18 protein-coding genes and 2 pseudogenes are annotated in these 22,280 nt (G+C 68.1%); 15 read left to right on the top strand and 5 right to left on the bottom strand.

Going from position 1 to position 22,280, the window contains the following annotated elements; all coding sequences use genetic code 11:
* On the bottom strand, positions 1-1,193 hold a 1,193-nt coding region (gene treS, locus GT030_RS12050), incomplete at its 3' end, for a maltose alpha-D-glucosyltransferase (protein ID WP_161201106.1).
* Entirely contained in the window at positions 1,186-3,153 is a 1,968-nt protein-coding gene (locus GT030_RS12045; protein ID WP_161201105.1) for a maltotransferase domain-containing protein, read from the bottom strand. The genes treS and GT030_RS12045, both read right to left, overlap by 8 nt.
* A gap of 312 nt (positions 3,154-3,465) precedes the next feature.
* Between GT030_RS12045 and GT030_RS12040 the strand changes: the two genes are divergently transcribed.
* The 6 genes from GT030_RS12040 (at position 3,466) to GT030_RS12015 (ending at position 11,031) form a co-directional block, all read left to right on the top strand.
* Positions 3,466-4,293 carry a type 1 glutamine amidotransferase domain-containing protein gene (locus GT030_RS12040; RefSeq protein WP_161201104.1) on the top strand — a complete coding sequence of 276 codons (828 nt, stop codon included), beginning with the start codon at positions 3,466-3,468 and terminating at the stop codon, positions 4,291-4,293.
* Between the two features lie 32 nt (positions 4,294-4,325).
* Complete coding sequence (locus GT030_RS12035) at positions 4,326-5,933, top strand: thiamine pyrophosphate-binding protein (protein WP_161201103.1); 1,608 nt, start codon at positions 4,326-4,328, stop codon at positions 5,931-5,933.
* Positions 5,933-6,403 (top strand): hypothetical protein, encoded by a 471-nt coding sequence (locus GT030_RS12030; protein WP_161201102.1) that lies wholly within the window; start codon positions 5,933-5,935, stop codon positions 6,401-6,403. The genes GT030_RS12035 and GT030_RS12030 overlap by 1 nt, the downstream gene beginning before the upstream one ends.
* Positions 6,404-6,481: 78 nt before the next feature.
* The gene (locus tag GT030_RS12025) at positions 6,482-7,120 is read left to right on the top strand and encodes a DJ-1/PfpI family protein (RefSeq protein WP_161201101.1); all 639 of its coding nucleotides are present in this window, start codon (positions 6,482-6,484) and stop codon (positions 7,118-7,120) included.
* On the top strand, positions 7,117-8,943 hold the full coding sequence (locus tag GT030_RS12020) for an AGE family epimerase/isomerase (protein ID WP_237522329.1): 1,827 nt from the start codon (positions 7,117-7,119) through the stop codon (positions 8,941-8,943). The genes GT030_RS12025 and GT030_RS12020 overlap by 4 nt, the downstream gene beginning before the upstream one ends.
* A 12-nt stretch (positions 8,944-8,955) precedes the next feature.
* Positions 8,956-11,031, top strand: coding sequence for an alpha-amylase family glycosyl hydrolase (locus GT030_RS12015; RefSeq protein ID WP_161201100.1), 2,076 nt, complete (start codon positions 8,956-8,958; stop codon positions 11,029-11,031).
* Positions 11,032-11,110: 79 nt separating this feature from the next.
* Here GT030_RS12015 and GT030_RS12010 read toward each other — a convergent pair whose 3' ends face one another.
* Entirely contained in the window at positions 11,111-11,440 is a 330-nt protein-coding gene (locus tag GT030_RS12010) for a hypothetical protein (RefSeq protein ID WP_161201099.1), read from the bottom strand.
* Between the two features lie 120 nt (positions 11,441-11,560).
* Here GT030_RS12010 and GT030_RS12005 point away from each other — a divergent pair, with 120 nt between their 5' ends.
* The 6 genes from GT030_RS12005 (at position 11,561) to GT030_RS11980 (ending at position 18,459) form a co-directional block, all read left to right on the top strand.
* Positions 11,561-12,514: a LysR family transcriptional regulator gene (locus tag GT030_RS12005; RefSeq protein WP_161201098.1), complete on the top strand. Its 954-nt coding sequence runs from the start codon at positions 11,561-11,563 to the stop codon at positions 12,512-12,514.
* A gap of 189 nt (positions 12,515-12,703) precedes the next feature.
* Positions 12,704-14,191, top strand: coding sequence for an FAD-dependent monooxygenase (locus tag GT030_RS12000; protein WP_161201097.1), 1,488 nt, complete (start codon positions 12,704-12,706; stop codon positions 14,189-14,191).
* Positions 14,192-14,251: 60 nt separating this feature from the next.
* Positions 14,252-14,740 (top strand): VOC family protein, encoded by a 489-nt coding sequence (locus tag GT030_RS11995; protein ID WP_161201096.1) that lies wholly within the window; start codon positions 14,252-14,254, stop codon positions 14,738-14,740.
* A 41-nt stretch (positions 14,741-14,781) separates the two neighbouring features.
* A complete protein-coding gene (locus GT030_RS11990) occupies positions 14,782-15,864 on the top strand; it encodes an aldo/keto reductase (protein WP_161201095.1) in 1,083 nt (360 codons plus the stop codon).
* A gap of 123 nt (positions 15,865-15,987) precedes the next feature.
* On the top strand, positions 15,988-17,163 hold the full coding sequence (locus tag GT030_RS11985; protein WP_161201094.1) for a transposase: 1,176 nt from the start codon (positions 15,988-15,990) through the stop codon (positions 17,161-17,163).
* A 93-nt stretch (positions 17,164-17,256) separates the two neighbouring features.
* Complete coding sequence (locus GT030_RS11980) at positions 17,257-18,459, top strand: transposase (RefSeq protein WP_161201093.1); 1,203 nt, start codon at positions 17,257-17,259, stop codon at positions 18,457-18,459.
* Positions 18,460-18,802: 343 nt separating this feature from the next.
* Here the strand turns inward: GT030_RS11980 and GT030_RS37350 are convergent, their stop codons facing one another.
* Entirely contained in the window at positions 18,803-19,492 is a 690-nt protein-coding gene (locus GT030_RS37350) for a BlaI/MecI/CopY family transcriptional regulator (protein ID WP_161201092.1), read from the bottom strand.
* A gap of 227 nt (positions 19,493-19,719) precedes the next feature.
* On the opposite strand from GT030_RS37350, the gene GT030_RS11970 reads away from it, so the two are divergent.
* Together GT030_RS11970 and GT030_RS36355 are read left to right on the top strand one after the other, a co-directional pair.
* Positions 19,720-20,007, top strand: coding sequence for a WhiB family transcriptional regulator (locus tag GT030_RS11970; RefSeq protein WP_161201091.1), 288 nt, complete (start codon positions 19,720-19,722; stop codon positions 20,005-20,007).
* Between the two features lie 278 nt (positions 20,008-20,285).
* Positions 20,286-20,483 (top strand): annotated as a pseudogene (locus tag GT030_RS36355) (SRPBCC family protein); the annotation flags it as partial.
* Positions 20,484-20,650: 167 nt separating this feature from the next.
* Here the strand turns inward: GT030_RS36355 and GT030_RS35610 are convergent.
* Positions 20,651-21,121 carry a hypothetical protein gene (locus tag GT030_RS35610; RefSeq protein WP_202459994.1) on the bottom strand — a complete coding sequence of 157 codons (471 nt, stop codon included), beginning with the start codon at positions 21,119-21,121 and terminating at the stop codon, positions 20,651-20,653.
* A gap of 11 nt (positions 21,122-21,132) precedes the next feature.
* Here GT030_RS35610 and GT030_RS11965 point away from each other — a divergent pair.
* Positions 21,133-22,280, top strand: a pseudogene (locus GT030_RS11965) (transcriptional regulator); the annotation flags it as partial.

Genomic DNA, 22,280 nt, shown 5'->3' with positions numbered 1-22,280 from the left:
AGCCAGATGTTGTCGCCCATGCCGATCTCGTCCCCGTAGTACAGGATGGGGCTGCCGGGCAGCGATAGCAGCAGAGCGGTGCACAGTTCGATCCTGTCGCGGTCGTTGTCCAGCAGGGGGGCGAGACGCCTGCGGATGCCGATGTTCGCCCGCATCCGGGGATCCTGTGCGTACTCGGCCCACATGTAGTCGCGTTCCTCGTCGGTGACCATCTCCAGGGTCAACTCGTCGTGGTTGCGCAGGAAGATGACCCACTGGCTGCCGTCCGGGATGTCCGGTGTGGCGGCGAGGATGTCGGAGATCGGCAGGCGGTTCTCCTGCCGGACGGCCATGAAGATCCGCGGCATCAGCGGGAAGTGGAAGGCCATGTGGCACTCGTCGCCGCCGGTCGCCGGGTCGCCGAAGTAGTCAACGGCGTCACGCGGCCACTGATTGGCCTCGGCGAGCAGCACCCGGCCCGGATACTCGTCGTCGACGACCTTGCGCACCAGTTTCAGGAAGCCGTGGGTCTCTGGCAGGTTCTCGCAGTCGGTGCCCTCCCTCGCGAACAAGTACGGCACCGCGTCCAGTCGAAAGCCGTCGATCCCCAGGTCCAGCCAGAACCGCAGCACGTCGAGCATAGCGTCCTGTACACGGGGGTTGTCGTAGTTGAGATCCGGCTGGTGGGAGAAGAACCGGTGCCAGTAGTACTGGCGGCGCACCGGGTCATACGTCCAGTTGGACTTTTCCGTGTCAACGAAGATGATGCGGGCCTGCGAGTAGCCGCGGTCGTCGTCGGCCCACATGTAGAAGTCCCCGTAGGGGCCCTCGGGGTCGCTGCGGGACTGCTCGAACCACGGGTGTGCGTCGGAGGTGTGGTTCATGACCAGGTCGATGATGACCCGTATGCCCCGGGAGTGGGCCGCCTCCAGCAAGGCGACGAAGTCATCGATGCGGCCGAACTCGCGGAGCACCGTGCGGTAGTCGCTGATGTCGTAGCCGCCATCGCGCAGCGGCGAGGCGAAGAACGGAGGGAGCCACAGGCAGTCGATTCCGAGCCAGCTCAAGTAGTCCAATTTGTCGGTGAGGCCCTTGAGGTCACCGGTGCCGTCCCCGTCGCTGTCGGCGAAGGAGCGGGCCAGCACCTCGTAGAAGACCGCATGCCGGAACCAGTCGGGCTGGTCGTTCTTGATGGAGAAGGCCGTCTCAGCCATGGCTCATCACGCTCCAGATATGAGCCGTCGCGCGAGTGGGGTCCACGACGATGTGGTGGTCGTCGCTCCACTCGGTCACTTCTCCACTGATCTCGTCCCGCAGCATCAGCCGGCCGGTCGGCGCGGACGCCAACGCGGACACCGCGCCGCGCACCGTGCCCTTCTCCGCGTCGTGCGGGTTGAGAGTGACCACGCAAAGCACCGCGTCGGCCGTCTCCGGATCGGTCTTGACGTAGGCGAGCACCCCGTCGTTGTCGACGTCCAGGAAGTGAATGCGGCGCAGTTGCTGCAGGGCGGGGTGGGCACGTCGGATCTCGTTCAGACGCGTTATCCACGGCGCCAGCGTGCGGCCCTGCCGTTCGGCGGCCGCGTGATCGCGTGGGCGCAGCTGGTACTTCTCCGAATCGAGGTACTCCTCGGAACCCTGGCGCACCGGCCGGTGCTCGTACACCTCGTAGCCCGAGTAGATGCCCCAGGCCGGCGAGAGCGTGGCGGCGAGTGCGGCCCGCAGGGCGAACATTGCCGGACCGCCCAGCTGTAGGGACTGCTGCAGGATGTCGGGGGTGTTGACGAAGAGGTTCGGCCGCAGGAAGTCGGCCCCCTCGGCGAGCTCACAGGCGTATGCCGTGATCTCCGGCTTGGACGTGCGCCAGGTGAAATAGGTGTACGACTGAGTGAAACCTGCCTTGGCCAACCCATGCAGCACGGCCGGCCTGGTGAACGCCTCCGCGAGGAACAGGACATCGGGGTAGGTGTCCTTGACCCGCCAGATCAGGTAGTCCCAGAAGGCCACCGGCTTGGTGTGCGGGTTGTCGACGCGGAAGACGCGCACCCCGCGGGCGGCCCAGAACAAGGTGATCCTTAGCAGCTCCGGCCACAGGCCGTCCGGGTCGTTGTCGAAGTTGAGCGGGTAGATGTCCTCGTAGGACTTGGGCGGGTTCTCCGCGTGGGCGATGCTGCCGTCGGGGCGAGTGGTGAACCACTCGGGATGAGTGGTGACCCACGGATGGTCCGGTGAGCACTGGAAGGCGAGGTCGAGCGCGACCTCCATGCCGAGGGCCACGGCGGCGGCGACGAACGCGTCGAAGTCCTCCAGGGAGCCCAGCGCAGGGTGCACGGCGTCGTGGCCGCCGTCCACGGAGCCCACCGCCCAGGGCGAGCCGACGTCGCTGGGACCGGCGTGCAGCGAGTTGTTGGGGCCCTTGCGGTGAGTACTGCCGATGGGATGGACCGGAGGCAGGTAGACGACGTCGAAGCCCATCGCGGCGATGCGCGGCAAGTCCTTCGCGGCCGTGGCGAAGGTGCCGTGTACCGCGGAGCCGGTGCTGTCCGTGCCACCGGTGGAGCGGGGAAACATCTCGTACCAGGCGCCGTGCAGCGCGAGAGCGCGGTCGACCCAGATGTGATGCACGGTCCCTGGGGTCAGCAGGTCCCGCAGCGGGTGCCGCGCGACGAGGGCGGAGATCTCCTCACCCAGTGCGGGGGCCAGCCGCCGCGACAGCGCCAAGTCGCCGCGACGCAACCGGGCGGCGGCGAGCAGGGGTGCCTGCGGCTCACCGCACTCGGCCGCGAGCCGTTCCAGGAGCCTTGCCCCCGTCTCCAGGTCGGCCGCGAGACGGTCAGCCTGCCAGCCGGCCTCCGTCTTCGTGCGGACGGCGTGGAGCCAGGTGGCCCAGGGGTCGCCCCACGCCTGGACGTGGTAGAGCCACATGCCTTCCCGGGCCGGTACAACGGTGGCCTCCCAACGGTCCAGGCCCTGGTCGGTGAGGGTCATGGGTACTGTCGTCGCTTGGTCCTGCGTGTCTGCGTGACGCCACACGACCTCGGCGGCGACGGCCTCGTGGCCCTCCCTCCACACGGTCGCGGTCACTGGAACGTGCTCGCCGACCACGGCCTTGGCGGGGTAGCCACCACCATCCACCACCGGCCCCACGTCCGAGATGACAAATCTGCCGGTCAATGCTCCACTCCCTTCACGAGAAGCTGCGGTACTGCCGCAATTCTGCGGAGCGGATGCCTAATCGGCTGCTCCCGGATCGCTGGACCAGTTGCACTGCGTCAAGTTGTGTAAGTCGCATGGTCCATGCCTCGCGGTAATGCGAGATTGCCTGCTCCGCCACTGGGTTAACTTGCCCAAGTGGCTGCACCCGGGACGGATGCAGTTGCCCTCCCGGAAGCCAGCTTGCTCTACTCGAATGGTCCACCTAAGGAATGAATCCCGTTCCGGGATAAATTCCAAAGGTTTTCAGTCCTCGAAACGATGGAGGAAAGTGTGTCCAGGAGGATTCTTGTCGTCCTGTCCGAGTACGGATACTGGGGAGAGGAACTAGTCGGCCCTGTCGAGGCATTCGACAAGCGTGGCTACCAGGTGACATTCATGACGCCGACGGGGAAGCGGGCGCAGGCGCTCCCGCCGAGCCTCGACGCGGACTACATCGACCCTCCGCTGGGACGGTCGGTGACTACCCGGGACATGGCCCGCCGGGCGTCCGAACTCGACGCCTCGGCCCGCCTCGACAACCCGCTGAGCCTGCAGGACCTGGTGCCCGAGCGCCCCTACTACAGCGCCCTGAACCACCTGCGCGAATTGGAGAATTACCACCGCCGGCTCGACTCGGCCCTGGCCGACCTCGTCTCCGGTTTCGACGCCCTGGTCATCGTCGGCGGCTCCGGTCCCATCGTCGACCTCGCCAACAACGAGCGGCTGCACGAGGTGGTGCTCGCCTTCGCCGCCGCCGACAAGCCGATTCTCGCCGAGTGCTACGGCGTGGCCGTCCTAGCCTTCGCCCGCGACTGGGAAGGCCGGGAGAGCATCCTGTGGGGCAAGCACGTCACCGGCCACCCCAAGGAGTACGACTACAAGGACGGCACCGGATTCATGGGCGTGGAGTTCAACATGGGCCCGCCGCCGTATCCGCTTGAGTATATCCTGCGTGATGCGACGGGGCCTGACGGTGCCTTTCACGGAAATGTGGGCAAGGAAACCTCCGTCCTCGTCGATTTCCCATTCGTGACGGCTCGCTCGACGCCGGACTCGATTCTGGGCGGCGAGAAGCTGGTTGAGGCCCTGGAAAGCGGTCTGCGCCGCTACGGCTGGTAATTACACCCCAACCTTCGGAAAGGATTCCCGTTATGTTTGCCAGGCCTGGGAAAGCCGCAATTTTCGAGCAGTTCGCGGCCGACGGCATCAGCTACATGTTCGGCAATCCAGGGACGGTGGAGCAGGGATTCCTCGACGAGGGTGACCGCGCCGGCGGACTGTCCTATGTCCTGGCGCTGCACGAGGGCGTAGCCGTCGGCATGGCCGACGGCTACGCCCGGGCCGCCCAGCGCCCCGGCCTGGTGCAACTTCACAGCGGGGTAGGGCTCGGCAACGGCATCGGCATGCTCTACCAGGCCAAGCGCGGTGGTTCGCCGCTGGTGGTGCTTGTCGGAGAGTCGGGAGTGCGCTACGACGCCATGGACGGGCAGATGGCCGCCGACCTGGTGGCCATGGCCGAACCCGTGACCAAGTACGCCACACGCGTACTCGATCCGTCCTCGACGCTGCGGGTCCTGCGCCGTGCCGTGAAGATTGCCATGACACCGCCGCGGGGGCCGGTCGTCGTAGTCCTGCCTGCCGATGTCATGGACATGATTACCACGGAACCGGCGGTGCCCACCTCGCTGCCCGACACCCGGTCCGCGCCAGCCCCGGAAGCCCTTGAGGAGGCGGCCGGTCTCCTCCGCGACGCGCGGCGCCCGCTGATCCTCATGGGCGACGGCATCGCTGCCAGCGGTGCGCAACGGGAACTGACTGCGGTCGCCGAGCGGTTGGGGGCCCGGGTGTGGGGCGTCAACTCCTCGGAAGTCAACTTCGACACCCGGCATCCGCTGTACGGCGGGGTGACGGGGCACATGTTCGGCGAGGACAGCGCCCGGATCGTGGCGGACGCCGATGCCGTACTCATCGTCGGCACCTACGTCTTTCCCGAGGTCTACCCCCACCTGGAGACCCCCTTCGCCGACCAGGCCAGGATCGTCCACATCGACCTGGACGCATACGAGATCGCGAAGAACTTCCCCGTCGACGTCGGCCTCGTGGCGGACCCCGCACTCGCGTTGGCCGGGCTCGCCCAGGCGCTGGGACCCGGTCCGCGGATCGTCCCCGCCTCGCCCCCGGCCGCCCGGCCGCTGCCGGCGCTGGAGGACGAACCGTTGATGGAGACCTTCGTCAGGGTCCTAGCCGAGCGCTCCCCCGAAGGGCTGGCCGTCTTCGACGAGGCGCTCACCTCCGGAGGCGCGCTTGCCACCTACTTGCCACCGCGGGAGCCCGGACGCTTCTTCCAGACCCGCGGCGGATCGCTCGGTGTCGGAATTCCGGGCGCTCTGGGGCTGAAACTGGCCCGCCCCGACCTGCCGGTGATCGGCTTCACCGGTGACGGCGGCAGCATGTACACCTTCCAGGCGCTGTGGACCGCGGCGCGGGAAGGCATCGATGCCAAATTCGTGATCTGCAACAACGGCCGCTATCGGCTCCTCGATCTGAACATCGGCCAGTACTGGGCGCAGCAGGGCATTCCGCAGCATCGCGTCCCGGACGCCTTCGACCTCACCCGGCCTGCCATCGGCTTCAGCGCCCTCAGCCAGTCGCTGGGGGTCCCTGCCCGCCGGGTCGAAAAGCGCGAACAGGTCGAAGACGCCATCCGTGAGATGTGGTCCAACGACGGCCCGTTCCTCGTAGACCTGGTGGTGGACTGATGACTGTCACCACGTGGGAGGAGCGGCCGGGAACCGCCACTGCCGACAGCTCCGCCCTGGCCGCGGCCGAGGCCGAAAGCCTGGTGCGCGACTGGCTGCGCATGCTGCGTGCTGGGGCCCCTCCGGAAGAACTGGCCGCTTACTTCGCCAACGGGATGCGCCTGGAGCTGCCGGAGCGGATCGTGCGCGGTCCCGAGGAATTCGCCGAGTGGTGCCGCGACGGCGACCACCACATGCTCACCGAACTCCCGCTCGGGGACGGGGTGGTGGAGGTGACGCTCTCCTCTCCCTTGCACGCGCAGGTGATCGTCACCCCGCCGCCGTCCGGAGCGGACAGCCTGCCGCATCAGGAATGGTGGGTGGTCCTGCGAGACCGGCCCCGGATACGGGTCATCACCGTCACCGGGCTGCACCCCGAGCCGCTGCTCACACCGCCGGCCGCCGCCGCACAGGAACCGGTGCACGCGTGAACCACCGGGCGGGCCCGTCGCACTCCTCCGGGAGCCGGGCCCGCCCTTCTCCGTCCGCTATCAGCCGAGGAAAAATCCATGAAATCCAACTTTGTCATGCCGCGCCCCCGACTGGCCGACAGGCGCATCGGGATCCTTGCCGAGAGTGACTTCGTGGAGGAGGAAATCTCCTACTACCAGCACCGGTTCGCGGAGGAGGGCGCCGAGGTCGTCCTGCTCACCCGGCTGTGGGGTAATCCGTCGCTCACCTTCACCGGCCACGAGCAACGAGCCCCGCTCACCGTCAGCGGTGATCTGGAAGAACTCGACTACACCGAACTCTCGCGGTATTCCGCCCTGCTGGTGCCCTCCGGCATGGTCTCCGACCGGCTGCGGTTCAGCGAGGACGTGGACACCCCGGCGCCGGCCGTCGAACTGATGCGCCGCGCGTTCCGCCTGCCCCGGCTGGTCAAGGCGTTCTCCTGCCACGCGTTGTCCCTGGTCTCGGCTGCCCCTGAGCTGATAGCCGGCCGTCCCGTCACCTGCCACAACAACCTCGTCGGTGACGTCCGCAACATGGGGGCCGTCTACACCAACCAGGATGTCGTCGCCGACGACGACCTTGTGACCGGGCGCACGGTAGCCGAATGTCACCTGCTCGCGCGGGCCGTGATCGAACTGCTGGACAGGCCCACCGAGCAGGCCGAGCCGTCTCCGCGGGAACTGGAGGCGGCATGACCATGCCCCTGTCGACAGGCGTCCCGTTCCCCTTCTCGGAGAGCACCGCCGGCTACGTCGTCGAACGGCGCGGCCGGGAAGTCGAACTGCGCACCCTGGACGACCGACGCGTGACGGTCCACCTGACCGCCACCACGCACGGTCAGCGACTGCGCAACTTGGGGGAACCGTACGACGACGTAAGCGGAGAGCTGCATGAACTGCTGCGGCCCGGCACCTTCCTCTTCTGCTACGGCCCGGTGTACCCCGAAGCGGGGGGGCTGCGCTTCCAGGCCGCGCAGCTGCTCTTCGTCGGTGAGGCCGACGGCGCCGCCTGGCCCTTCGAACGCGCCGGCTGGTGGCGTGAGCAACTGGCGCGGATCGCAGCCTTCTACCAGCGCTCCCAGTTCGGCGACGGTCCGGTCGACTTCGGCGACTATCGGACGGTGATCAGCGCCAGTGGCGGCAAGACGGGACAGGCTGTCCAGGAGACGGACACCATCTCCCGCATGGTCTACGGTATGGCCAGCGCATACATGCTGACCGGCGACGAGACGGCGCTGGAAGTCGCCGAAAAGGGGTCACGGTACCTCCACGACCACATGCGGTTCGTCGATCCGGACGAGGACGTCGTGTACTGGTACCACGGCATCGACGTCACCGGGGGCCGCGAGCGCCAATACTTCGCCTCCGAGTTTGGTGACGACTACCGGGCCATTCCCGCCTACGAGCAGATCTACGCCCTGGTCGGCCTCACCCAGACCTACCGGCTGACCGGCTCGCCGCAAATCCTCGCGGACATCGAGGGCACGGTCCGGCTCTTCGAGAAATACTTCGCCGACCGGCGGCTGGGCGGCTACTACTCGCACATCGACCCGGTCACTCTCAGCGCCCACCACGAGAGCCTCGGCCCGAACCGTGCCCGCAAGAACTGGAACTCGGTCGGCGACCACGCACCCGCCTACTTGTTCAACCTGTACCTGGCCACCGGCGAGAACCGCTACCGCGACATGCTGGAGCACACCTTCGACATGATCGTTACGCACATGCCGGACGACGAGAGCCCGTTCGTCCACGAAAGGTTCCACGCGGACTGGACCCCCGACCGCCACTGGGGCTGGCAGCGAGACCATGCCGTCGTGGGCCACAACCTCAAGATCGCGTGGAACCTCATGCGGATGAGGGGCACGCTCCCCAAGAGGGAGTACCTCGAACTGGCCGAGCGGATTGGCGGGACCATGCCCGGTGCCGGCCGCGACGCCCAGCGGGGCGGCTGGTACGACGTGCTTGAGCGGCGCCCTCGCGACGGCAGGCACCCCTTCGTCTGGCACGACCGCAAGACATGGTGGCAGCAGGAGCAAGCAATCCTCGCCTACTTGGTCCTGGCCGGCGGTACGGACCGGAAGGACTTCCTCACCCACGCCCGAGAGGCCTCCGCCTTCTACAACGCCTTCTTCCTCGACCACGACGAGGGCGGCGTCTTCTTCACCGTCCTGGCCCAGGGATTGCCCTTCCTCGTCGGTAACGAGCGGCTCAAGGGCAGCCATGCCATGGCCATGTACCACAAGGCCGAACTCTGCTTCCTGGCAGAGACCTACACCCAGCTCTTGATCAACCGGGAACCGCTCGACCTGTACTTCTGTCCCGGACCCGACGCCCGCTTCCCCGATGGGATGCTGCGCGTCGCCCCCGACGTCTTCCCGTTCGGCCATGTGATCCTGGACCAAGTGCTGATCGACGGAGCGCCGTACCACGACTTCGACGCCGAGGCGATGGCCGTACGCCTGCCGGCGAGCGATCAGCGGCTCCGGGTACGGGTCCGGCTGCGCCCGGTGCGGAACTAGGAGGCAGCCACCATGGCCACCCCCGAACTCCTCCCACGCGCCGCCTGGCGCACCTCGCCCGGACGGGCACGGCCACTGGGCGCGAGCCCAGTGCCGGGAGGCGTCAACTTCGCCCTCCACGCCAGGGAAGCGCGCGCCATGTGGCTGGTCCTGATGGACGCCGCCGACGGGACCCCTCTGGCTGAGTTGCCCTTCCCCGACAGCGGGCGGTTCGGCACCCTGTTCACCGTCACGGTGCAGGGCCTGAACCCCGCCCGCTTCCACTACGGGTACCGCGTCGAATACACCTCCGGCGAGCTTTCTCCGGTCCTGCTCGACCCCTACGCCACGGAGCTTGCCGGCACCAGGGGCTGGGGCGCACGCCCTCAATACCGATGCGCCGTACCGACGGATGACTTCGACTGGGGGGACGACCGCCCCCTGGGCATCCCCCAGGATGAGCTCATCATCTACGAGACGCATCTGCGGGGATTCACGCGGCACACCTCCTCCGCGGTCGCGAGTCCAGGAACCTACGCCGGCCTGCGCGAGAAGATCCCCTACCTGCGTCATCTCGGTGTCAACTGCGTCGAACTGCTACCCGTCTTCGAGTTCGACGAGACCGACAACACGTACGTGTCGCCCACCACCGGCGAACCGTTGCGCAACTTCTGGGGCTACAACAGCGTCAGCTTCTTTGCACCGAAAGCCGACTATGCCTCGGAAACCGGGCCGGGCGGCCCGGCCCAGGAGCTCAAGAGCCTGGTGAAGTCGTTGCATGCGGCGGGCATCGCGGTCGTCCTCGACGTTGTTTTCAACCACACGGCCGAAGGCGATCACCGCGGCCCCACCATTTCCCTGCGCGGCCTGGACGAATCCGCCTACTACCTGCTGGACAGCCGGGGCAGGCCCGTCAACCTCACCGCCACCGGCAACACTGTGAACTGCAACCACCCCGTCACCCGCGCCCTCATACTGGACAGCTTGCGCCACTGGGCCACCGAGTACCACGTCGACGGTTTCCGGTTCGACATGGCGGCCGTTCTCACCCGCGGCACCGACGGTCTGCCGCTGTCTGCCCCGCCACTCATCGAAGCCATCGCCCACGACCCGGCCCTGGCCCACTGCGTGCTCATCGCGGAGGCCACGGACGCCGCAGGTGCCTATCAGGTCGGCTCATTCCCCGCCTACGGCCGGTGGAGCGAATGGAACATGCGCTACCGGGATGCCATCCGGCGCTTCCTGCTGGGCCGACCCGGTTCGGCCGGAGAGTTCGCCACCAGGCTGGTCGGTTCTCCGGACCTGTACCCGGGACGCGGGGCCACGCCGTCGGTCAACTACGTCACCTGCCACGACGGGTTCACCCTTGCAGACTGGACCACGTACGACCGCCGCCACAACGAGGCCAATGGCGAGGACGGACAGGACGGCATCCCGGACGAGGACAGCTGGAACTGCGGGCACGAAGGCCCCACCGACGACCCCGTCGTCCTGCGGCTCCGCGTCCAGCAGGCCCGCAACGCCCTGTTGCTGCTCCTGGCCAGCCAGGGTGTCCCCATGCTGCTGGCCGGCGACGAGTTCGGACGCACCCAGCACGGCAACAACAACGCTTACGGGCAGGATGGCCCACTGGGCTGGGTCGACTGGGACCAGCGCGCGTCGCACGGCGGCCTGCTCGACTTCACCCGCCGCACCATTGCCCTGCGCAAGGCGCATCCGGTCCTCCGCCGCGTCGCCCACCCGGACGGCAACGGCAGGCCCGGAGCACCTTGCCCGCCGGTCAGTTGGCACGGGGAGGAACCGTGGCAACCGGACTGGGCCTCCACGTCCACGCTGCTCGCCGCGATGCTCTACGAGGAACGCGAGGACGGCCCCGCGGACTGCGTCTACCTGGCGGCCAACTCGGGCGACTCCCCGCGGAATCTGTGTCTCCCCGAACCGCCGCCGGGCCTTCGCTGGCACGTCTTCGCCGATACGGGCTCCCCCGCCCACCAGGACGGCCACGAGGAGGGAGAGGAACCCGTCTGCTCCGTCACTCACTGGTGTCTGGCGGCCCACGCGAGCCTGCTGCTCGTCGCTGGCCCCGCGCGCCATGCCGCCGGGGCGTGAAGCCGCGGCGCCGGCCGGGGGCTCCCCGCAACGTACCGGGCCGGTAAGGAGGGGCCGCCGGCCTGCGCCGTGTGCCTGGTCATACCGTCGTGACCCCATGCGAGTCGGGGGTCACGATGGTCATCGCACGGTCCAGGCCGGCCAGACGCAGTTGCGACACCAGCGAGGGGGAGGCCCCCTCGACCACCACCTCAGCGGCGTGCGGGACCTGCTGGCTCGCGAAGGCCAGGCATCGGACTGCTGCTCCGGGCAGCGTGTCAGTGTCGTACACATCGATCACTAGACGCCGGGTGACCTGAGAGACGGCCCGGTCCAGGACCGAGCGCACCGTCTCGACATCGTGGTCCTCGCCGGCCAGGCGTACGACAGTGCTGTTGCCTGCGGTGCCGAGACTGACGTCAGAGCTCATGATTTCTCCTCATCCCTACGAGCCACGGAACCCTATTCCGAAGCTGGGTCACCATCTCTGCAAGAAGGATTGCGGACAAGCCCAATTCCTGTCCAATAACTCTTAGCATGACGTGAAAGCATGGATATCGACACGAAACTTCTGCGTCACTTCGAGGAACTGGCGAGGGAGGGAAACCTCACCCGGACCGCCCAACTCCTCTTCATCACTCAGCCTTCTTTGACCAAGCAGATAAGAAAACTTGAGAAACTCATGGGTGTCCGGCTGTTCAGCCGGAGCCGTAACGGGATGGAGTTGACGGAGGCCGGCACCGAACTCGCGGCGCGACTGCCCGACCTGCTCGCCGGGTGGGACGATCTGGTGCACCGCACACGGGGAGCGGCCCGCGACGCCGTGCGCGTCCTGCGGGTTGGCTTCGTGGCCAGTGCCGCTAATGAGGACACGCAGTCGATCGTCGCCGAGTTCGCCAGCCGGCGGCCGAACTGGCGGGTCGAGATGCGTCAGACGGAGTGGAGCGACCCCACGGCCGGTCTCGCCACCGGTGACGTCGATGTCGCGCTGCTCCGGCTGCCCTTCCCTGGGGAGGAGCGCTTTCATCGCGAAACACTGATCACTGAGCCCCGCTGGATCGCCTTGCCAGTGGACCACCACCTCGCCCACCAGCGCGAAATCGCCTTCGAGCAGGTGCTCGACGAGCCCTTCGTCGCCACCCCCGAGGAGTCCGGATGGTGGCGCGACTACTGGCTCGCCACCGAGGAGCGCCACGGCCGCCCAGTCCGCGTCGGCACCGTGGCACGCACCCCGGACGAGTGGCTGCACGCGGTCGCCGGCGGCTACGGCATCAGTCTTACTCCCAGAGCCACTGCCTCCTTCTATCAGCGCCCCGACGTCGTCTACCGGCCGCTGACCGGGGTGGCCCCCAGCCACGTGGGAGTGGTCTGGCCGCGTGGCGACCGGTTCCACTCCGTAGTACGGGACTTCGTCGAGAGTTGCCTCACCGTCCGTGACGGGTCCGCGCCGGCGCCGGTGAGCGGAGCTGCGGTCGGAGAGTTCCCGAAGTCGCATCCGAATTGAGCGGCATAGCCAGGTCCCATGGGGCCACGCCTCAAAGTGATCTTGTGACTTTGTCCAGTCGCCATTGCGAAAGGCGTCTGGGGCTATCGATACTTGCAGCGCCCACAGATCGCGCGGGCCGGCCGCGACCGGCCAACCTGATTTTTGGAAACAGCTGCAGGGTTAAATGCTGCCTGATTGGAGTGCACTATGCCGGACCATCAGAGCAATTCAAAACTGCCCGGCAGTACCGATGTGCTGATTGTAGGGGCGGGGCCGACCGGCCTGGCACTGGCCTGCGCACTGCACAGTCAGGGGATCGACTACGTCCTCGTCGACCGGTCGGCAAGCGGCGCCGTCCATTCCCGCGCTGCGGCCGTCCACGCTCGCACCCTTGAATCGCTCGCCACCATCGGAGCCGCCGACGCCCTGATCGCTAAGGGCCGCGCGGGGCGTTCGTTTACTGCCCGGGACGGCCAGCGCAGTGTGATCCATACACCGTTCGACGAACTGGACACCCCCTACCCCTTCGTCCTCGCCGTGCCCCAGCAGACCACGGAGCGGGTGCTCGAGGAACGGCTGGCCGAACTGGGTGGCACGGTGCACCGCCGCACCGCGCTGCTGGCTCTCAGCGAACTATTCCCCGGCATGAACGCCATGCTCAGCAGCGAGGAGACGGGCGAAGTACGGGCTCTGCGCGCCCGGTGGGTGGTGGGCTGCGACGGGCTGCACAGCACGGTTCGCGAACAGTCGGGCATCCCGTTCGTGGGCCATGAGAAGCCACACAACTTCGCTTTGATCGAGTTCACCATGGACTGGTCCGGACCGGAGGGAGAGATCACGTTCTTCTTCTCCCCGGCCGGCCTGCTCGCTGTCTCCCACTTGCAGGGGGAGACGTACCGCGCGGTGGCGCTCGTCGACGATGACACCCCGGCGCTCGACGCTGCGGGCGTCCAGGCGCTCCTGGACGCCCGCGGGCCCAGCGCGGCGGGTGCGAAGGTCGGCGAGATACGGATGTCGTCCACCTGGCGGGTGCGACACCGTCTGGCGGACACCTTCGGGCAGGGGCCGGTCTTCCTAGTCGGGGACGCCGCCCACGTGCACAGCCCGGTCGGCGCCCAGGGCATGAACACCGGACTTCAGGACGCCTTCAACCTTTCCTGGAAACTCGCCGCCGTGGTCAAGGGTGAGGCGGGACCGGCGCTGCTGCGGACGTACAACGCTGAGCGGCGGCCTATGGCGCAGGGACTGCTGGCCTTCGCGGCCCAGCTGCACGAGATCTCCACCATGAGCGACCCCGGGAAGATTCGTCTGCGCAACGACGTCCTGCACGCAGTGGGACAACTCCCCGAGGTCCGGGCGTGGCTGGCTGGTCGGCTGGCCCAGCTCTCGGTCTCCTACGGCACTGGCGACGACCCTGGCCCCGGGGTGGGGGACCGTATGCCGCCCCGCCCCGGCATGGCCGCAGGACTTGGCTGGTCCCTGCTCCTGCCCCCGGGCGCCGGGCTCGCCGCGGCGCAGGCGGCGGCAGAGGAGATACCCGTACCGGTGGCCGTCGCCGAGGCCGACGGTCTTCCGCATGCGGTTCTCGTAAGGCCCGACGGGCACGTCGCGCTGACCGCCCCCGCGTCTTCGGCCGCGGAGCTCCCCGGCCGCCTGGAGGAGTGGCTGCACCGTGACTGGCCCGCCGCGGCCTGACCTTGAACGTCCGGCCCTGGCGCCGGGCGTATTCCCCGCGATCCCCGAACAGGAGAGTGCATGGCACCGCAGGACAACACTTCCCGGCCCGTCACGCCGCCACTGATGCACGTCGCCCTGGTCTGCAAGGACATCGACGAGTCCCTCCGCTTCTACCGGGACGGTCTCGGCTACACGCGTGTCTACGAGTGGAGCAAGTCCTCCCACGCGGACCACGCCTGTCGCCACATTTATGACGGCCGGGCCCTGTACATCGAGCTCGGCGGGGGCACCTATCTGGAGCTTTTTCCCGGCGGCCGCGACGACGTGGATTCGCTGGCCGGCCCGCTGCAGCACCTCGCCCTGATCGTCCCTAGCGTGGACGAGGCTTACACCAACTGCCTCGCGGCCGGCGGAAAGGCCTTCCCCTTCGACGAGTGGCCCGGGGTACCGACCAGCATTGTGCTCAACGGTGAGCCCGAGACGAAGGCGCGGGTCGCCTTCGTCAAGGGTCCCAGCGGAGAGCTCATCGAACTGTTTGAGCTGCACACCCCCGTGGTCGCTCGCTAGTTGTCGCGCCTTGCCGCCTGAGGCACGCTCAAGGAGGAACCTTGCGTTACACACTGCTGGGCAAGACCGGTCTGCGAGTCTCCGAACTCGCGCTCGGCACGGTCACATTTGGAGAGGAATGGGGGTGGGGCGCACCCCTGTCGACGAGCCGCGCCATTTTCGACCGCTATGCCGAGGCGGGCGGGAACTTCATCGACACGGCGGACCACTACACCGGTGGCACGTCCGAGCGCTATCTGGGCGAGATCCTGCAGGGCCACCGGGACCGATTCGTCGTCTCCACCAAGTACACCCTCCAGACCGACCCCGATAACATCAACTCCGCCGGCAACCATCGCAAGAACCTGACCGCTTCCCTAGAGGAGAGCCTGCGCCGGCTGCGGACTGACTACATCGACCTGCTGTGGGTCCACGCGCACGATACCCTGACGCCGGTGCCAGAGATCATGCGCATCCTTGATGACCAGGTCAGAGCTGGCAAGGTCCACTACGTGGGTATCGCCAACTGGCCGGCGTGGGAGGTCGCTCAGGCGAACACCCTCGCCGAGCTGCGCGGCTGGTCTCCGTTCGTGGGCCTGCAGATCCGTTACAGCCTGCTTGAGCGGAGTCCCGAGCGGGAACTGCTGCCTATGGCACGACAGTTCGACATCCCGGTACTGGCCTGGGGGGCCCTGTCGGAGGGCCTGCTCACCGGCAAGTACCTCACCGGCGGCACCGGCCGGCTCACCGTAGAGCCGCGGGAGCACAACAGCCGCCCAGGCACCGAGGCCCTCGTCCGCGAGGTCGCGACCATCGCAGCCGAGGGCGGCTGGTCCTCGGCCCAGGTGGCTCTCGCGTGGCTGTTGCACCGTCCGCAGACGGTCGTGCCGATCCTGGGCGCCACCAAGCAGAAGCAGATTGAGGACTCGCTCGGGTGCGTCGATGTCACCCTCTCCAGCGGCCAGCTCGCCCGTCTCGAGGAGCTCAGCCGGATCGAGCTCGGCTACCCCCACGACCTCATGCGCGACCCGGTCACCCTGAGGGACATGTACGGCCGCGATTGGAACGACATCGTGGACCGGCGCACGACGGTGCGGCGCGGCGTCAACGACGCCGCACACCCGGGAATAACCCGACTCGGCTGACGAACCGGGCGCCGGGATCACCGTATCCCGGGCGCCCTCCCGGGCGCCCTCCCAGGCCCCGGTCCACCTCGGACGACAGAGAGCAGCTCTTCTTCATCACCACCACAGAACGGGGGCGCGCCGATGTCCACGAGCACGGCGGCGACGATAACCAGAGACACATTGTCCGACTTCGCCGGAGAGATCTTCAGTTCCATGCCCCGCGTGGACCAGCGGCGATGGGCCGAGGTCTATCTCCGGGGCCTGCTAGTGGTCGAGGGCAAGAAATCGGTGCGCAGAATATCCGAGGATATCCTTTCCGTCCCCGCCCATCAGTCGCTCCAGCAGTTCATCAACCAAAGCCCGTGGGAGTGGGAACCTGTACGCGCTCACCTGGCGCGCTACGTGAGCGAGGAGGAGACCCCGAAGGCCTGGGTGTTATCGCGGGTGGCGATACCCAAGCGTGGCGAACGCTCGGTCGGGGTGGAGCGCCGCTTCCTCCCTGAGGTCAGCCGCACCGTGAACTGTCAGATCGGCCTGGCAGTCGATCTTGCCGTTCCTTCCGGGAACCTGCCTGTCAACTGGCGTTTGCTGATGCCGGCGAAATGGCTGACCGACAGCACACTGCGGGAGTCCGCCTACATTCCGCGCGAAGTGCGCGCCAACCCCGAATGGGCGGATTTCGTCGCCATGCTGACCGAACTGGAGTTCCAGTGGAAAGCGCGCCGCGTCCCGGTGGTGGCGGACCTGTGCCACCTCACCGAGATACCCCAGTTTGTCACGGAGATGACCAGTAGGGGATTCGACTTCAGCTTCGAGGTCGACGGCTCACTGGAAGTCCTCGACTCCGCCGGCCAGCGGCGCCCGGTCCGGACGGTCCACGCTGCGCGCGGCGCGTTCAAGCGAGCAGGATCCGCTCTGGAGGCGTTGGGCCGCTGGTGCTGCCAGACGAGCGCGCCCTGCGGGCATCGCGACCCCATGAAGGTCGTTTCCAGCCTGGTGACACTCCCCGACGACGGTCGCCGTCCCAGGGGAGGTCAGGGACTCAGCGTCCGCCTGCTGACAGAGGTGTCGCCGTCCGGGCTGGCCAAGCATTCGTGGATCACCAACCTGAGAGAACACCGTGTTGATGAGATCGTCGCCCTCAGCCGGCTCGCCCAGCGGTCCAAGGACAACACGACGGCCATGGAGAGCAGCTTCGGACTACGCGACTTCGAAGGCCGCTCCTATCGCGGATGGCATCACCACATGACCATGGTCTCGGCAGCCTACGCCTTCCACCGCCTAGTAGGCCGGTCACTTCCCAGCGCCCCTGAGTAGACGGCACCCGGCCCGCAGTCACCGGCGGGCCGGGCGCCCAGCCCGCACGACGACCGATACGAGACCTCGGAGTGATGACCCGTGGAGCCCGTGATGGCCAAGAAGACGGGCCGCAGGCGGCAAGAAGCCCCGCAACAGCCCGCGACCTTCGGGGGCCCTCTCGCCGACTACTCAGACGGCCTGTTCGGATACCTGCAACGGGCGGACCAGCGCCGGTGGGCCGAGGCATACCTGCGCGGACTGCTGGCCACCCCCGGCAAGAAATCGTTGCGCAGGATGGCGGAAACGGTCTCCGCCTCCCCGACGGCGGCCCAGTCCCTGCGTCAGTTCCTGAACGCCAGCCCTTGGGACTGGGCACCGGCTCGCCACGAGGTCATTCGCCGGGTGGGGAGGGCGCTTCCGGTCAGGGCTTGGTCAGTGGACACGGTCTTCATGCCCAAACGCGGCGACCATTCCGTTGGGGTCCACCGCACCTTCGTGCCTGTGGCCGGCCGCGCCTTCAACTGTCAGCAAGGGGTGGGAATCTTCCTGGCCACTGACAGAGGTTCCGTCGCAGCCGACTGGCGCCTCGTGCTCCCGCCCGACTGGACGGACGACCCTGCGCGGCGTCGGCAGGCACGGATTCCCGACGCGGCGGAACCGCAGTCGGCCGGCGACTGCGCCCTCGATCTGGTGCTTTCCCTGGCCGCGCAGGTGTCGCACCCTCTCCCCCCGATCGTCGTTGACCTGCCAGGCAGTTCGGACACCCTGACCGCCCTGCGTGGCCTGGGCGCACGCGATCAGAAGTTTGTCCTCGCCGTTCCGGCCGGTCTCCACGTAGAACCGGTCGCACCTTCGGCCGACTGCGGATGGCGGCCCGAGCAACCGGGCCTCACCACCCTCCCGGTCGGCGAACTGCTCCGGCGCACCGGTCGCCGCAGATTGCACGCGGCCTTCGAACACCGACATGGCCTGCCCGTGCGCAGTGTGCGAGTCGCCTCCTCGACGGCCCGGCTCGCCGGACCCGGACCGTGCTTCCCGGACAACGGGCAACCTGTGCTCCGCTTCTTCGTCACACATCTGCCCACCAGCCCGGGTCGCATCTGGGCCACCAACGCCCTGCACTGTCGCGTCGACGCTCTGCTCGACCTGGTACGCCTGCAGCCCGGCGCCGCTGACTCCATCCGGATGATGAGCGACGAACACGGGCTGCTCGACTTCGAGGGCCGGTCATTCCCTGGCTGGCACCACCACATGACGCTGGTTTCCGCAGCGCACGCCTACCGGCGCCTGGGACCGGCTTCGAGCGAGGCATAGACCCCCCATCTGCAGACCGGGCGCCCCCTGAACACGCACTTCTCCTGGTGAGGGTGCGGCCGAGCCCGGACAGGAACCGCTTCGGCCACGGGCAGAACAGCGGTCCGTGGTAAGCGATGTTCTTGTGCGGACTGATGGGCGCGCTGGTGCCTTCCGGCCACCAGCCCCGGCGCACGCCGGGCGGGATCGCGCGGGACAGGGACCTGCCCTTCGACCATGGGCCAGCGCATGATGTCGAACGCACCGTCGCCGGGGGGACTCGAGAACAGCGCGGGGCGGGTGTCGCGCAGAGTCGCACAGGCCGCGCTCCCGGCCACGGCCCTCGCCGGTTGTGGCCGAGGCGTCAGGATCCGACCCCGGCCTTTGCTGCCTCTTCGTTCGCCGGGGTGTCAGCCGCTGATGCCGTTGTGTCCGCTTCCGGGGCAGCGGCGCCATCCTGTTGCAGTGCGGTGTAGTACACGGTGCTTCCCTGCTTCGTCCGCTCGACGCGGCTCTTGGCGACGATCCGCTCCAGTGTGTTGCGCACTGTGTTGATGTCCCGAGCGCGCTCGGGAAACGCCTCCTCCAGGGCGCTGACGACCTCGCCGGCGGTGCGCGGCTCGCCGGGTTGCTGGGCGAGGATGAGCAAAAGGAGGTCGCCGAGCGGGGGCTCGCCGCTTCTGGTTGCGGTCTTCCTGACGGCCGCCTTCTTCGCGGTCTTCTTCGCCGGCGCCGTGACGGTGGTCTTCTTCACCGTGCTCTTCCTGGCCCGCGTCGACTGCCCGGCCGGACCCGCTTCCTCGTGTCGCGGCTGCGGGACCGGCGCTTCCTCCGGTGCGGCCGATGCCTGGGCGGACGACTGCGCCGTACCGGAGGCGTTCTCCTGGACCTGGGCGGCAGGCAGAGAGCCCAGCGCGCTGCGCAGCCACTCATCCTCCGCCCTGAGCCGGTCCAAATGCCCCTGGAGCTCTTGCTGTTCGGCGAGGATCTTCTCGAGGTCCGCGGCAAACTGAGAGGCGTACCTGTCCTGGATGGTGTCGGGCTTGTCAGCCACGGCAGTTCACGCTCCTTGATCCCTGGTGTGTTGCGCCGGATGCTACCCATCTCAGCTGCACACGACCGATGTCCCGCCCGAGCACACCCGTACGAAAACACCACTCATCCAGCACCACCCGGGCCCGCCCAGGATTTTGCTCCCCAACCGTGTTGAGCAGACCGGAGCCCATCGACGTGGTATGCGGTGGGCGGCGTAGGGTCGCTGAGAGAAGTCGAGGGGGAGCCATGACCAGCGCACAATGGGTTGAGCTCGCGGCCTGCCGGAGCACCGACCCCGACGAACTCTTCGCCCAAGGCGCCGAGCAGAACCGGGCCAAGGCGGTGTGCGCGGGGTGTGTGGTGCGCACCGAGTGCCTGGCCGAAGCACTCGACCACCGCATCGAATTCGGCGTGTGGGGCGGCATGACCGACCGCGAGCGCCGCGCCTTGCTGCGCCGCCGACCGGACGTGGTTTCCTGGCGGGCGGTTCTTGAGGAGGCGCGTCAGGCGTACGAGCGGCCCAGTGCTGGTTGACCGTCTGCGTCCGTCGAGTCACCAGAGGGGCACGATCGATCAGTCGTTGACTACTGGCAGCCACTTGGGCGCAAGCTCACCGCACGCGGTCACCCAGGCGGCGAGGACGGCGCAAACAATGATGCCCTCGTGGTCTCCCGTCAGCCTGCCCACTGCCCAGAGGGTTGGCGTCGTAATGAGCGAGGCCACGAGGGGGTGTCTTGCCCTCGGCCACCAGTGCGCCTCCTTCGCAGGCGGGACGGTATCAAGGGCTCATCCGTCCGCCTGAGGACGGCAGGAGCCGCGGCACTTACACCATCGAACCGCTGCCCACCGGAGGGGCCCGCGTATCGTTCACGTACACGTGGGTACGCGCCCCGCTCGCCGACCGGCTGCTGGCCCCCGTGGTACGGGCCACGATGCGGCACGCCAACCGGACGGTCATGCGACGCCTGGCCACCGAGTTGACTTGCCACGTGTGCGCCGCCGAATCCTGACGGCGGTAGGTGCCGCCCCTTCTCCCCGGCGCAGGCCCGACACCCACGGGGCCCTGCCTTCGGGCACGGACTCCTCTAGCGCTGCGTCCCGACCAAGTGCACACGCCTGTTCTTGGCGCAGGCCGCGCACATACCGGCCTCCCCGCATCGAGGAGACACCCCACCAGCTACAAGAGCCGCGACCCGGAACTAGCCATCGTCGTCTCGGCGGTCAAAGCGACGGTGAAGGGCGGCCTTGGCAAGCTCCGCGAGCGCCCGCGCGGGGAACCCGCTTTGCCGTACATCGGGCCGGGCGACTGATTGCGGCACAGAGCGAGGATAAACGGGCGGTGGAAGCCGAAGACGCGCCAGGCCAGCGCGTCACCGACCGAGCGCAGCTGGCGGGCCAGCCGCTCGCACACGTCGTGCTCGAACGGCCAGGTCGCGATGTCGGAGAGGTCGCGACCTGACTGGGGCTCCGGGGCCTCCGGGGGCGGCTGCTTGCCTTTACGCATCCGAGTGGCGGCACGCTTGAACTCCCAGCGGTCCTTCTCCACGTCCAGCAGGCGTGTGAGCAGGGCACGCTGCCATTCGACCCCCGCCTCCACCGTCTCGCAGTCGCGGAGTTGTTGGATGAGCTGGACCAAGACCGGCTGCATCGCCTGATGGCGTGGGTGCATCACCATGTCGTCAGGGCCGTAGGAGTCGGCGTCCCCGCCCGGCGAGCACCCCCAGGACCACGTCGACGGCGCGCCGCCCAAGCGCGCGGAGGGCGGCCCCGGCCGGTACTCCGGCGGGCGGTACCGACCCGCGTTTTGAGAATGGGCCGCTTGCGGTCGTCGACGTCGAGGACGGGCAGGTGCTGGCGTACTGCACCGGCGGCCTGGTCCTGGACGTGCCCGCCAAGTCCCTCCCCTCCCTGGTCGACTGGACGCTCAAGGAGGCGAAGCTCGGGCAGCCGAAGCTGTCCGGCCCGGGCAAGGACGCCGACCCGCTGCTGGTGCTCACCGAGGCCACCCTGGAGCGCTACGGCCTGCCCGTCGCCCTCCCGGAGGAGGAGCGGCTCGCCGGGCGGATCCCGGAGGGCCACAAGGTCATCAAGCAGCTGGTGCGCGCCGACTGGAAGCTGACGAAGCGTGGGTTCGGGCCGTGGGCGCGGATCTACCGCCCCGCCGCCGGTTCGGAACGTGCCTGCGTGCAGCTCTGCATTCCGTCCTGGCACGCGCTCGACTCGCGCCACTGGGGCGAGGCCGGGCAGCTTCTGCCGGCGGAACTCGCCCGGCTCTTGGGCGTGTACGCGTCCCGGGTGATGACGCCGCGCGGCTCCACCGCCGTCACCGGCCTGGAGCTGATGACCGCGCTGCACCCGCCGACCCGCGCCTCCGAGCCCGACGCCGACGGCAAGCGGCACTCCGAGCACAACCCCGGCAGCCTGGGCAAGGACCCGGTGGACTGCGCCCCGTGCGAGGCCCCCGACGGACACCCGCTCCTCAAGGATCTGCCGCGCTTCCACGTCCGCGGCCCGGCGGAAAAGCTGTTCGAGGAAGCCTACGACTGGGCGCGGCCGATGACCGATGCCGAATGCACCCTGCGGCACCTGGTCGGCATCGACGTCAACATGGCCTTCGCCGCCGGCGCCAACGGCCTGATCGTCGGCCTCGGCGCGCCAACACACGTCAAGGCGCCGGTGTTCGACCCGAAGCTGCCCGGCTCGTGGCTGGTCGACCTCTCCCATGTGGACCTGTCGCGGGTGAAGGTCGGCAAGGACAAGTGGGCGGACCTGGACGCGAGTCTGCTGCCCAGCCCGTTCACGCCGAA

Source organism: Streptomyces sp. SID1328, assembly GCF_009865595.1.
Taxonomy (GTDB): Bacteria; Actinomycetota; Actinomycetes; order Streptomycetales; family Streptomycetaceae; genus Streptomyces; species Streptomyces griseoluteus.
This window is presented reverse-complemented; position numbering and strand designations above follow the sequence as displayed.